Origin of the sequence: Nostocoides sp., assembly GCF_037045025.1 — a bacterium.
In the GTDB taxonomy this organism is placed as follows: Bacteria; Actinomycetota; Actinomycetes; order Actinomycetales; family Dermatophilaceae; genus Nostocoides_A.
Window position 1 is genome coordinate 321,021 of sequence record NZ_JBAOHM010000007.1, and the last position, 12,360, is coordinate 333,380.

A 12,360-nucleotide genomic window follows, 5' to 3' on the forward strand; every position below is an offset into this window, starting at 1 on the left:
ACGAGGCATGTCCGGCCACTCCAAATGGGCCACCACCAAGCACCAGAAGGCCGCCAAGGACGCCAAACGCGGCAAGCTGTTCGCCAAGTTGATCAAGAACATCGAGGTCGCCGCGCGCCAAGGCGGCGGCGATCCCGAAGGCAACCCGACGCTGTGGGACGCGATCTACAAAGCCAAGAAGTCCTCGGTCCCCAACGACAATATCGACCGAGCCGTCAAGCGCGGATCCGGCGCCGAAGCCGGTGGCGCCGACTGGCAGACGATCACCTATGAGGGCTACGCGCCCGGTGGGGTCGCGCTACTCATCGAGTGCCTCACCGACAACCGCAACCGCGCCGCCGCCGAGGTCCGCACCGCCTTGACTCGCAATGGGGGCAACCTCGCCGACCCGGGCTCGGTCGCCTACATCTTCAACCGCAAGGGCGTCGTGATCGTCCCCAAGGGTGCCACCACCGAGGACGACATCCTCGAGGTCGTGCTCGACGCCGGCGCCGAGGAAGTCAACGACAACGGCGACAGCTGGGAGATCGTTTCCGAGGCCAGCGATGTCATCGCGGTCCGCACGGCGCTGCAGGACGCCGGGGTCGACTTCGACTCGGCGGAGGCCTCCTGGGTGCCGAGCCTGCAAGTCCCGCTCGACCTCGACGGCGCCAAGAAGATGATCCGGGTCGTCGATGCCCTCGAGGACAGCGACGATGTGCAGAATGTCTTCGCCAATGGCGACATTCCCGACGACGTCCTCCTCGCTCTCGAGAACGACTAAGACCGGGCCGTATGCCGCCGCGCCGGCTCCGCGTGTCGGCCGCCCTGCCGCGGTCCGGCGAGGTACGGTAGCAACCGAACAGGCGTTCGGCGTAGCCGGACGCACCCGGTCCACGCCTCCCAGGAGCATCCGTTGCGCGTCCTCGGCATCGATCCCGGCCTGACACGCTGTGGCCTCGGCGTCGTCGACGGCAGCAGAGGGCGGGCCGCGATGGTGGCGGTCGGTGTCGTCCGCACTCCGTCCGGCGACGACCTCGGACCTCGCCTGGTCTATCTCGAGGAGCAACTGGATGTCTGGCTCGACCGGTTCGTGCCCGACGTCGTGGCGATCGAGCGAGTCTTTGCCGATGTCAACGTCGCCAGCGTGATGACGACGGCCCACGCCAGCGCGATCGCCGCGCTCGCTGCTGCCAAGCGAGGGCTGCCGATCGCGTTTCACACACCCACCGAGGTCAAGGCTGCCGTCACCGGCTCCGGACGGGCTGGCAAGGCCCAGGTGGCCGGCATGATCACCCGCATCCTGGGTCTCGATGCGCCGCCACGGCCCGCCGATGCCGCGGATGCCCTGGCCCTGGCGATCTGTCAGGTATGGCGCGGGCCGGCCCAGCAGGAGGTCGACCGTGCGGTCCGCGCCCAGCACGAACGCCAGGCCCGCCAAGAACGCCGGGCCCAGCACGAACGTCAGCTCCGGCAGCAACTTAGGAGCCAGCAGGACCAACCAGGCCGGCCGCAAGCGCGGGTGGGCCGGTGATCGCCAGCCTGCGGGGCATCGCAACCCAGGTCGGGCTCGACCGGGTCGTCGTCGAGGTCGGGGGCGTGGGTCTGCTCGTGCACACCACGCCGGCGGCGGCCGCCGCCACCCGGACCGGGAATGAGGTGACCTTGGCCACCAGTCTCGTGGTGCGCGAGGACAGCCTGACGCTCTATGGATTCCCGAGTGCGGGGGAGCGGGAGATGTTCGAGACGGTCCAGACCGTCTCGGGTGTCGGGCCGCGGCTCGCCCTGGCCATGCTCTCGGTGTTGTCGGCGCAGGCGCTGCGGCAGGCGATCGCCACGAGTGATCTCGCGACCTTGACCAAGGTCCCGGGGGTGGGTCGCAAGGGCGCCGAGCGGATCGCGCTCGAGCTGCGCGACAAGGTCGCCGCCGACGCGGCCGGGCAGGAGACGTCACCGGCGGTCGGCGCCGGCGCCAAGGAGCAGGTGGCCGAGGCCCTCGCCGGCCTCGGCTGGTCGGCCAAGGCGGCGGCAGACGCGGTGGACACGGTGTTGGCGGGTGACGCCGCACCCGAGGATGTCGCCGGGCTGCTGCGCGCGGCCTTGCGCGAGTTGGGCCGCTGATGGAGGGCTACTCCAACGAGATCCGGGCCGGCGGGACTGGGGCCCATGAGAGCCGGACAAATGAGAGCCGGGCAATTGAGAGCCCGGCCAACACGATGCCCACCGCCGGAAGGTATGGCGCCGAGCCCGGCGAGGGCCCCGAGACCGCCCGGGTGGTCGACCCCAATCGCGATGCCGACGAGCAGCTGATCGAGGCGGCGCTGCGCCCCAAACGGCTGAGCGAGTTCGACGGCCAGGTCCGTGTCCGCGAGCAACTCGACCTGGTGCTGCGCGCCGCCAAGCAGCGCGGCAGCGCCCCCGACCACATCCTGCTCTCCGGGCCTCCCGGGCTGGGCAAGACCACCTTGGCGATGATCGTGGCCGCCGAGCTGGAGCGCCCGATCCGGGTGACGAGCGGCCCGGCGATCCAACACGCCGGCGACCTGGCGGCGGTGCTGTCCTCGCTGGCCGAGCACGAGGTGCTTTTCCTCGACGAGATCCACCGCATGTCCCGGGCGGCCGAGGAGATGCTCTATCTGGCAATGGAGGACTTCCGGGTCGACATCGTCGTCGGCAAGGGTCCCGGCGCCACCGCGATCCCCCTGGAGCTGGCTCCGTTCACGGTCGTCGGGGCCACCACCCGGCAAGGCCTGCTCCCGGCTCCGTTGCGGGATCGGTTCGGGTTCACCGGCCACCTCGACTTCTATGACCCGGCCGAACTCGCCCAGATCCTGCGCCGCTCGGCCCGGCTGCTCGCGGTCAGCGTCTCCGAGGACGCGATCGAGGAGATCGCCGGGCGCTCCCGCGGCACCCCGCGCATCGCCAACCGGCTGCTGCGCCGGGTGCGGGACTGGGCTCAGGTTTACGGCGATGGGCGGATCGACGCGGCGGCCGCCCACGCGGCGCTCGACCTCTTCGATGTCGATCCCATCGGCTTGGACCGCCTCGACCGGGCGGTGCTGGAGGCGCTCTGTCGCCGCTATGGCGGCGGACCGGTCGGCATCACCACCTTGGCGGTGGCGGTGGCCGAGGAGCCGGACACCGTCGAGACCGTCGCCGAGCCCTATCTGGAGCGCCAGGGTCTGATCCGCCGCACGCCACGCGGGCGGGTCGCCACGCCCACCGCCTGGGCCCACCTCGGCCTGACCCCACCGGCTCCACTGCCCGATCAGGCCTACCTGCCGCTGGACGAGGATCCCGCGGGCGGCCGGTTCACCGAATAGCCCCTCACCGCCCGTTCCCTGAATAGCCCTCATCGAACAACGACCGAAGAGCCGATCTGCGGGAGGCCGACACCGACAGCAGGCGCGCCGGAGTATGCCGATTACCTCGATAGGCGGATCCAACGCGGCCGGTGAGACTCGTCCGGGGGCGAGTTCGACCCGCAGTGCGCCTGCTCGGAACCAGGGCATCCCGCGTGGCCGTTGGGAGGGTCGGCGTCTCGTCACCTAGACTGCCGGTAACGGCGGCCTTTGCAGATGCCGCGTTTTTGTATGCCCACGGCTTGTCACTAAGGACGTCCCACGATGTACTCGGGCCTCGCGCTCGCCGCCTCGCAGGGGTCGGGAGTCGGCAGTTTGCTGCTCCTGCTCCTGCCGTTGGCGCTGCTCGTCTTCCTCATGCTCGGTCAGCGCCGCCGCTCCCGCGAGACCCTCGCGATGCAGCAGTCACTGAACGTGGGCGATGAGGTCGTCACCACCGCCGGCATGTTCGGCCGCATCCAGGCGCTAGGTGACGGCGAGGTCGACCTCGAAATCGCCCCCGGCGTCATCGTGCGCTTCGACCGGCGCGCCATCGGCGCCCGACGCAACGCAGCCGACCCGCCTGGTCTGCCCGCCGAACCGGGGGCCGCTGAAGACCCGGTCGCCGACGGGCCCGTCGCTGACAACCCGGCCACCGGCGACCGCACGCCCGACAACCCGGGCAAGGAGTCGTGATGGCGCGCCGATCGACCGCGGCCAAGCCGAATCACGCGCTGCGCACCCTGCTCGCGGTGCTCGCCGTCACCGCCGCGCTTGCCGGCCTGCTCGTCGGCGTCCACCTCGGCGGCACGGCATCGCTGGCGCCCAAGCTCGGCCTCGACCTTGAAGGCGGCACGCAACTCGTCCTCACCCCCCGCGTTGTGGGGGACCAGCGGGTCACCGCCGAACAGGTGTCCCAGGCCCGCGACATCATCAGCGAGCGCGTCGACTCCCAGGGAGTCAGCGGCGCCGAGGTGACCACCCAAGGCGCCAACAACATCGTCGTCAGCATGCCCGGCGACCCGACGCGGCAGCAGGAGGAGAACCTGCGCCGCTCCTCGGCCCTGCAGTTCCGGCCGGTGCTCGATGTCCAGCAGGGAAGCCCGCCACCCGCCGCTCCCTCGGCCACGGCGAACCCGAGCGGATCGGCGAGCAAATCCGGGTCGGCAACCACATCCGGGTCGGCCACCTCCTCGGGATCAGCGAGTTCGAGTGCGTCGGCCTCCGACTCGGCGACGTCCACGGGCACCTCGACCAGCGCCTCTCGCTCCCGCGAGCGCTCGGCCATCCCGGCGGCCGAAAGCGCGAGCGGCTCGGCGAGCACCACCGGCGGCACCTCGTCCGGGTCGGCCACCAAGTCCACGAAGTCGTCCTCGGCCACCGCCTCGGCGTCCGCGACGCCCGCAGCCAAGCCGACGAGCCCGACCGACCCCGCGTGGGCCACTACCGACGTGGTTGCCGCATTCACCAAGCTGAATTGCTCCGACCCGGAGGCGCTGCGCAATCTGGTCGATGATCCGACCACGCCGCTGGTGACGTGTTCCTCCGAGGGCGATGCCAAGTACCTCCTCGGTCCCGTCGCTGTCGGCGGCCAAGACATCACCGATGCCGTCGCCGGTTATGTGCCCGGTCCCAACGGCCAGCCAACGCCCGAGGTCGAAATCCGGCTGTCCTTCAGCTCCAAGGCCACCAAGGTCTATGGCGATCTGTCCAAGGAAATGATCTCGCTGCCGAGTCCCCGCAACCAGCTGGCGACCGTCCTCGACTCCCGAGTGCTGATCGCCCCGACGTTCAATGCCGTGATCCCGAACGGGCGGGCATCGATCACCGGCGGGTTCACCTTCGACAGCGCCACGGAGTTGGCCAAGCAGCTGAAGTTCGGTGCCCTCCCGCTGTCCTTCGACCTGCAGACCCGCAGCCAGATCAGCCCGACCCTTGGTGAGGAGCAGCTGCGTCTCGGTCTGCTCGCGGGCCTCGTCGGCCTCGGCCTGGTCGTCCTCTACTCGATTGTCCAATACCGCGCGCTGGCGCTGGTGACCGTCGGCTCGATCGTCATTGCCGCAATCCTCACCTATCTGACGATCACGCTGCTGGGTTGGGCGCAGAACTACCGCCTCGACATGGCTGGGGTGACCGGCCTGATCGTCGCCATTGGTGTCACCGCCGACTCGTTCATCGTCTATTTCGAGCGGATCCGCGACGAGGTCCGCGACGGGCGCACGCTGCGGACCGCGGTCGACACCGGCTGGGCACGGGCCAAGCGCACGATCCTGATCGCCGACGGCGTCAACTTCCTTGGCGCCGCGGTGCTCTATTTGCTGGCCTCCTCCAGCGTTCGCGGGTTCGCGTTCACCCTCGGGCTGACCACGCTGATCGACATCCTCGTCGTCTACTTCTTCACTCATCCGCTGGTCTCGCTGCTGGCGGGCAGGCACTTCTTCGCCAGCGGCCACCGCTGGTCGGGTGTCGATCCGGAGCGCCTCGGCGTCACCACCTCCTCGCGGTATGCCGGACGGGGCCGGTTCACGACGCCGCGACCGGCGGCCAGCGGCGAAGGGAGCCGAGCATGAGCAAGTTCGCCCAATTCGGCAACGATCTCTACACCGGCAAACGCTCGATCGATTTCATCGGCCGGTCCCGGACTTGGTATGCCATTTCCGCCGTGGGACTCATCCTGGCGTTGCTCGGCCTCGGGGTGCGTCACCTCAATCTCGGGATCGAGTTCACCGGCGGCTCGGAATTCCGCGTGTCCAACACCACGGTGACCGATGACTACGAGCGGCGCGCCGAGGACGCGGTCGCGGCGGTGGCGCCGGACACGACCGCCAAGGTCAGCCGCCTCGGCTCGGAGACGGTCCGGGTCCAGACCGAAAAGCTCGACGACGCCGCCAGCGCCCAGGTCCGCACCTCGCTCGCGCGTGCCTTCGACGCCCCGCAGGCCAACGTGTCGGCGAGCTTTATCGGCCCGTCCTGGGGGGAGTCGGTCAGCAAACAGGCGTTGCGCGCCCTGATCGTCTTCCTGATCCTTGTCGCCCTCGTCATGGCCGTCTACTTCCGGACCTGGAAAATGGCGGTCGCGGCGCTCGCCGCGCTCATCCACGACCTGATCTTCACCGTCGGCATCTATGCGCTGACCGGCGTAGAGGTGTCCCCGGCGACGATGATCGGCTTCTTGACCGTGCTGGGCTATTCGCTCTATGACACCGTCGTCGTCTTCGACAAGATCCGGGAGAACACCGACGCGGCCTTTGCCAACCACCGCATGTCGTATGCCGCGGCCGCCAACCTCGCGGTCAACCAGACCCTGGTCCGCTCGATCAACACGACGGTCGTCGCGGTGCTCCCGATCATCGCCGTCCTCGTCTTGGCGTTCACCCGCCTCGGCCCCGGGACCTTGATGGACCTGTCGCTGGCCCTGTTCATCGGAATGACGGTGGGCGCGTATTCGTCGATCTTCATCGCCCCGCCGGTGCTCGTGCACCTGCGGGCCCGCGAGGAGGAGGTCGTCAAACTCGCCAAGCAGGCCGAGCGGCACGAGAGCCGCGTCGCCGCCTCGGCCGCCAAGCGGGAGGCTGCGCCGGTCGCCGCGGGTGCCGTCGCGCCCGCCGGAGGTAGCCGAGCCGGCAACTCCCGCGCGGGAGCGACCCGGGCCGGGGCCACGGTGGCAGGGGCCGGCGCCGCGGCCAGCGTCCGTTCCGGGCCCCAGGACGCGCCGGACCACACGCCCGTTGACACGCCGATTCACGACGCTGCCGATCACGCAGCCGGCGATCATGTCGACGGCGCCGCCGACACCCTGACCGGCAGGAAGGTCCATAAATACGCCCAACAGGGCCCGCGCAACCAGCCGCGCCGCGTCCCGAAGTCGAAGCGATGAGCGAGCACCTGGGCGAGCCCCAGCACGCCCCGCCGGCGCTCGCGGACTTGGTCGCGTTGCGCCTGCGCGATGTGCCGGACTTCCCGCGCCCGGGGATCTTGTTCAAGGACATTGGTCCGCTGCTCGTCGATCCCATGGCGTTCGACGCCGTGATCGAGCACTTCGCCGGGCGCCACCATGGCCGCATCGACCTCGTCGCCGGGGTGGAGGCTCGCGGCTTCATCTTTGGGGCGGCCCTCGCCCACGCCCTCGGTGTGGGCTTCATCCCCGTCCGCAAGGCCGGCAAGCTGCCCGGCCCGGTCATCGAGCTGCCCTACGAACTCGAGTACGCCCAAGCCCGGCTCGCCGTCCAGGCGGGGGTTGTTGATCCCGGTCAGAAGGCCGTCGTGGTCGACGATGTGCTCGCCACCGGCGGGACCGCGGCGGCCGCGTGTGAGCTGATGGGCCAGATCGGCGCCGAGGTGGTCGGCGTGGACGTCGTCGTCGAACTCGCCCAGCTCGATGGCCGTGCCACGCTCGCCGGCCGTTCGGTCTACAGCGTCTTTACGACCTAAGCACCGACCCTCCCGAGCCGCAGCCAAGCCGCGCGCGCACCCGGACCCTGCCGCGTGATTCTTGACACTCGACCGAAGCGACTACCCTTCGGTTATGAGCGAGGACTCGGTTGGGGCGACCGCAGCCTCGGTGCCGAGCGCCCGAGGGCGAGCTTTTGCCCGATTGGAGTGGATCAGCCGACCGCGGTTGACCTATGACCCGGTCCTCGAACCGCTGATGTCGCTGGTGCGGCATACCCATCCCAAGGCCGAGACGAGCATCATCCAGCGCGCGTATGTCGTCGCGGCCGAGGCCCACTCCGGGCAGACCCGCCGCTCCGGCGACCCTTACATCACCCACCCCCTGGCCGTGGCGATGATCCTCGCCGAACTCGGCATGACCCCGGTCACGCTCGCCGCGGCGCTCCTGCACGATGTCGTCGAGGACACCGGCTACCCGCTGGCGCGGATCGAGGAGGAGTTCGGCGCCGAGGTCGCGCACATGGTCGACGGGGTGACCAAGCTCGACAAGGTGAAGTTCGGCGAGATGGCCGCCGCCCAGACCGTGCGCAAGATGATCGTGGCGATGGCCGGCGACATCCGCGTGCTGGTCATCAAACTCGCCGACCGGCTGCACAATGCGCGCACCTGGGACCACATGTCGCGCGAGTCCGCTCAGCGCAAGGCCACCGAAACCCTGGACATTTTCGCGCCGCTGGCCCACCGGCTCGGGATGAACACGATCAAGTGGGAGCTGGAGGACCTGTCCTTCCGCACCTTGTATCCCAAGGTCTACGAGGAGATCCGCCGCCAGGTCAGCGAGCGGGCGGGGGAGCGCGCCGACTATCTCGGCGTGGTCCAAAACCAGGTCCGCGCCGATCTCGCCGAGGCCAAGATCAAGGCCACGGTGACCGGCCGGCCCAAGCATTACTACAGCATTTACCAGAAGATGGTCGTCGGGCACCGGACCTTTGACGACATCTACGACCTGGTCGGCGTTCGGGTGCTGGTCGAGACCACCCGCGACTGTTATGCCGCGCTCGGTGCGCTGCACGCCCGGTGGAAGCCGATCGGCGGGCGGTTCAAGGACTACATCGCGATGCCGAAATTCAACATGTACCAGTCCTTGCATACCACGGTCATCGGGCCGTCCGGGCGCCCGGTCGAGATCCAAATCCGCACCAACGCGATGCACCGCCGCGCCGAATATGGCGTTGCGGCGCACTGGAAATACAAGGAGGACCGCACCGACGGCGTTGGCGGCCGGGCCATGGTGCGCGAGAGCGACACCGGGCCGATCACCGACATGGCCTGGCTGCGCCAGCTGCTCGACTGGCAGCGCGAGACCGAGGACCCGAGCGAGTTCTTGGAGTCGCTGCGTTATGAGATGAACGCCCGGGAGGTCTATGTCTTCACCCCCAAGGGCGATGTCATCGTGCTGCCGGCCGGGTCCTGCCCGATCGACTTTGCGTATGCCGTACACACCGAGGTCGGCCACCGCTGCGTCGGCGCCCGCGTCAACGGGCGCCTGGTCGGCCTGGAGTCGACCCTCGAGAACGGTGACGTCGTTGACGTGCTGACCTCCAAGGCCGAGGGCGCCGGCCCGTCCCGGGACTGGCTCGGCATCGTGCGCTCCCCGCGGGCCCGCAACAAGATCCGGCAGTGGTTCTCCAAGTCGCGCCGCGAGGAGAAGGTCGAGGTCGGCAAGGAGGCGATCGCCAAGGCGATGCGCAAGCAGCACCTGCCGCTGCAGCGGATGATGACCGCCCAGCACGTCACCGCGATCGCCAAGGAGCTGCGCTACACCGACATCGAGGCCCTGTATGCCGCCGTCGGCGAGGGCCATGTCTCCGCCCAGAGCGTGGTCGCCCGGTTGGTCTCCTCCTTCGGCGGCGAGGAAGGAGCCAAGGAGGACCTCGCCGAGTCGGTCCATGTCGACCGGCCGATACGGCGCCGCAGCGGCGAGCCGGGCGTCATCGTTCGCGGCATGACCGGCGAGGTCTACATCAAGCTCGCCCGCTGCTGCACCCCGGTGCCCGGGGACGAGATCATGGGGTTCGTCACTCGTAGCGCCGGCGTCTCGGTGCACCGGGTCGACTGCACCAATGCCCAGTCGCTGCGCAGCCACCCCGAGCGGATCATCGACGTCGAGTGGGACCCAGGTGCGGGCGCGCTCTTCCTCGTCCAGATCCAGGTCGCCGCCCTCGACCGCGAGGGGCTGCTCTCGGACATCACCCGGGTGCTCGCCGACAATGGCGTCAACATTCTCGGCGCCAATGTGACGACGACCAAGCAGCGGTTTGCGGTCTCGACGTTCATGTTCGAGATGGGCGACCCGGCCCACCTGGAGCACGTCATCAGCGCCGTCCGCGGCGTCAACGGCGTCTTCGACGTGGTGCGTGGCTCCAGCGCACCGGGCGTCACGAGCGGCCCCGACGAGACCCCGGCCGAGGCTGACGCCCACGCCAGCCCAGAACAGGGTGCGCCCGACTCACCTGAGCACGATAGCGGCGCGTAGGTCGTCGTCCGGCGGGCTCCACTCGGCGGCGTCGACGGGAGTCTGATCGCCGCTGCGAATGTCCTTGACCTGATCGCCGTCGGCGTGCGGGAACCAGACGAACGGGATGCCCCGCCGATCGGCATACCGAATCTGCTTGCCGAATTTGTCTGCCTTGGGCGCCACTTCGCACGGTATGCCGCGTGCCCGCAGGGCGGTCGCGATCGCGGTCGATCGCGGCCGGTCGGCCTCGTCGTTGACCGCGACGAGGACGGCGCTCGGCGTCGCGCGCGAGGCGGTCAGCCGGTCGAGCCCGAAGAGCAGCCCGAGGATGCGGCTGACGCCGATCGAGATCCCGACCCCGGGATAGGTCGTCTTGCCATCGGAGGCGAGGGCGTCATAGCGGCCACCGGAGCAGACCGCGCCCCAGGATTCCTGGCCGACGATCTGGGTCTCGTAGACGGTGCCGGTGTAGTAGTCCAGACCGCGGGCGATCTTAAGGGCGGCGACAACCTTGCCGGGGGCGTTGTGCGCGGCGATCTCGATGACCTGGGCGAGCGCGTCGATGCCCTCGTCGAGCAGCGGGTGCTCGACGCCGAGGGCGCGGACCTGCTCGATGAAAGCAAGGTCGGGAGTGCGGATCTCGGCCAGCCGCAGGCAGGCCTGAGCCTGGGCCGCCGAGGCACCACCTTCGATCAGCAGGTCGCGGACGGCGTCGGGGCCGATCTTGTCGAGTTTGTCGATGATGCGCAGCGTGCCCGCGATGTCAGCAATGCCGAGCCCGGCGAAGAAGCCGTTGGCGAGCTTGCGGTTGTTGACCTGGATGACGAAGTCGCCGATCGGGAATTTCGCGAAGACGTCGGCGACGACCAACGGAATCTCGGCTTCGAAGTGCGGCGCCAGCATCCCGACGTCGACCACATCGATATCGGCCTGGGTGAACTCCCGATAGCGGCCCTCCTGCGGCCGTTCGCCGCGCCACGCCTTTTGGATCTGATAGCGGCGGAACGGGAAATCGAGGGTGCCGGCGTTCTCCAGGACGTAGCGCGCAAACGGGACGGTCAGGTCGAAGTGCAGGCCCCAACGGACCTCCTCGGCGTAGGCGGCCAGCCGGGAGATGCCGTAGATCTCCTTGTCGGCGTCCTCGCCTTGCGCGCGCAGCCGCTCGACCGGCTCGATCGCCCGGGTCTCGATCGAGCAGAACCCGTGCAGCTCGAAGGTCTCCCGGATGACGTCGAGGAAGCGCTGCTCGACAATGCGCTGGGCAGGCGAATACTCCGGGAAGCCCGAGATGGGCGCGATCTTGCTCACCCGGCCAATCCTCGCAGGAAGGGATTGACGGCGCGCTCCCTTTTCATCGTCGTCGCCGGGCCGTGGCCGGTCAGTAGGAGGGTGGAATCGGGCAGCGGCAGAACGACATCGCGTAGCGAACGCTGCATCGCCCGGTCGTCGCCGCCGGGCAGGTCGGTGCGCCCGATGGAGCCGGCGAAGACGACGTCACCGGTGATCATCGTGCGGTCCAGCTCGTCGGGCACCCCGTCAGGAACGGCGTCGATGCCGAACATCACCGAGCCCTCGGTGTGGCCGGGAGCGAGCAGCACGCCGAGGTCGATACCCGCGATGGTGAGCTGCTGGCCGTCGGTGAGGGTGCGAATGTCCTCGGGCTCTTGCCATTTGTGCGCCGGGCCGAACTCCTGCTCGAACATCTCGCGCAGATCGGGACCGAGGGTCGATACCGGATTGGTCAACCGGTAGCGGTCGTCGTCGTGGATATAGGCGGGGAGGAAGGCGGCGCCGCCGGAGCGGCATACGGGAGTGACGGAGTAGACGTGATCGAGGTGACCGTGGGTGAGGATCACGGCGGCCGGCCGCAGCCGATGCTCGTCGAACACCTGCCGCAAGGTGTCGACGACCCCGATCCCGGGGTCGACGACGAGGCACTCCTCTCCCAGGGCCCTCGCGATCACAAAGCAGTTCGTCGCGAACGCCATGGCCGGGAAGGAGAGCACGAACACGAGCTGACCCTATCGAGCCGAGATCAGGGCGGCTGGCCCCCATTCCCCCGAGGTCTGGTTTTCTTGCCGAGGTCGTACTACCGATCATCAGACCTCGGCGAAAACACCAGACCTCGGC

At 69.0% G+C, this 12,360-nt stretch carries 11 protein-coding genes; 9 read left to right on the forward strand and 2 right to left on the reverse strand.

Features of this window, described 5'->3' with window-relative positions:
* Window positions 1-7 precede the first annotated feature (7 nt).
* The 9 genes from V9G19_RS06215 to V9G19_RS06255 all read left to right on the forward strand — a co-directional run bounded on the left by V9G19_RS06215 (window position 8) and on the right by V9G19_RS06255 (window position 10,248).
* Window positions 8-763 carry a YebC/PmpR family DNA-binding transcriptional regulator gene (locus V9G19_RS06215; protein WP_462284614.1) on the forward strand — a complete coding sequence of 252 codons (756 nt, stop codon included), beginning with the start codon at window positions 8-10 and terminating at the stop codon, window positions 761-763.
* Between the two features lie 132 nt (window positions 764-895).
* A complete protein-coding gene (ruvC, locus tag V9G19_RS06220) occupies window positions 896-1,513 on the forward strand; it encodes a crossover junction endodeoxyribonuclease RuvC (RefSeq protein ID WP_462284615.1) in 618 nt (205 codons plus the stop codon).
* Window positions 1,510-2,100 (forward strand): Holliday junction branch migration protein RuvA, encoded by a 591-nt coding sequence (gene ruvA / locus V9G19_RS06225; protein ID WP_462284616.1) that lies wholly within the window; start codon window positions 1,510-1,512, stop codon window positions 2,098-2,100. Before ruvC ends, ruvA begins: the two co-directional genes overlap by 4 nt.
* 95 nt (window positions 2,101-2,195) lie before the next feature.
* Window positions 2,196-3,302 carry a Holliday junction branch migration DNA helicase RuvB gene (ruvB, locus tag V9G19_RS06230; RefSeq protein WP_462284617.1) on the forward strand — a complete coding sequence of 369 codons (1,107 nt, stop codon included), beginning with the start codon at window positions 2,196-2,198 and terminating at the stop codon, window positions 3,300-3,302.
* Window positions 3,303-3,605: 303 nt separating this feature from the next.
* Window positions 3,606-4,016: a preprotein translocase subunit YajC gene (gene yajC / locus V9G19_RS06235; protein WP_462284618.1), complete on the forward strand. Its 411-nt coding sequence runs from the start codon at window positions 3,606-3,608 to the stop codon at window positions 4,014-4,016.
* Window positions 4,016-5,890 carry a protein translocase subunit SecD gene (gene secD / locus V9G19_RS06240; protein ID WP_462284619.1) on the forward strand — a complete coding sequence of 625 codons (1,875 nt, stop codon included), beginning with the start codon at window positions 4,016-4,018 and terminating at the stop codon, window positions 5,888-5,890. Before yajC ends, secD begins: the two co-directional genes overlap by 1 nt.
* Window positions 5,887-7,197 (forward strand): protein translocase subunit SecF, encoded by a 1,311-nt coding sequence (gene secF / locus V9G19_RS06245; RefSeq protein ID WP_462284620.1) that lies wholly within the window; start codon window positions 5,887-5,889, stop codon window positions 7,195-7,197. Before secD ends, secF begins: the two co-directional genes overlap by 4 nt.
* Window positions 7,194-7,751, forward strand: coding sequence for an adenine phosphoribosyltransferase (locus tag V9G19_RS06250; protein ID WP_462284621.1), 558 nt, complete (start codon window positions 7,194-7,196; stop codon window positions 7,749-7,751). Before secF ends, V9G19_RS06250 begins: the two co-directional genes overlap by 4 nt.
* A 94-nt stretch (window positions 7,752-7,845) precedes the next feature.
* The gene (locus tag V9G19_RS06255; protein ID WP_462284622.1) at window positions 7,846-10,248 is read left to right on the forward strand and encodes a RelA/SpoT family protein; all 2,403 of its coding nucleotides are present in this window, start codon (window positions 7,846-7,848) and stop codon (window positions 10,246-10,248) included.
* Here the strand turns inward: V9G19_RS06255 and hisS are convergent.
* Together hisS and V9G19_RS06265 are read right to left on the reverse strand one after the other, a co-directional pair.
* Entirely contained in the window at window positions 10,222-11,538 is a 1,317-nt protein-coding gene (gene hisS, locus V9G19_RS06260; protein ID WP_462284623.1) for a histidine--tRNA ligase, read from the reverse strand. The two genes, V9G19_RS06255 and hisS, sit on opposite strands and share 27 nt — an antisense overlap.
* Entirely contained in the window at window positions 11,535-12,242 is a 708-nt protein-coding gene (locus tag V9G19_RS06265; RefSeq protein WP_462284624.1) for an MBL fold metallo-hydrolase, read from the reverse strand. Before V9G19_RS06265 ends, hisS begins: the two co-directional genes overlap by 4 nt.
* Window positions 12,243-12,360 lie beyond the last annotated feature (118 nt).

Coding starts and splice junctions, on each gene's coding strand:
- V9G19_RS06215 (WP_462284614.1), top strand. CDS start 8: ATGTCCGGCCACTCCAAATGGGCCACCACCAAGCACCAGAAGGCCGCC.
- ruvB (WP_462284617.1), top strand. CDS start 2,196: ATGCCCACCGCCGGAAGGTATGGCGCCGAGCCCGGCGAGGGCCCCGAG.
- yajC (WP_462284618.1), top strand. CDS start 3,606: ATGTACTCGGGCCTCGCGCTCGCCGCCTCGCAGGGGTCGGGAGTCGGC.
- secD (WP_462284619.1), top strand. CDS start 4,016: ATGGCGCGCCGATCGACCGCGGCCAAGCCGAATCACGCGCTGCGCACC.
- secF (WP_462284620.1), top strand. CDS start 5,887: ATGAGCAAGTTCGCCCAATTCGGCAACGATCTCTACACCGGCAAACGC.
- V9G19_RS06250 (WP_462284621.1), top strand. CDS start 7,194: ATGAGCGAGCACCTGGGCGAGCCCCAGCACGCCCCGCCGGCGCTCGCG.
- V9G19_RS06255 (WP_462284622.1), top strand. CDS start 7,846: ATGAGCGAGGACTCGGTTGGGGCGACCGCAGCCTCGGTGCCGAGCGCC.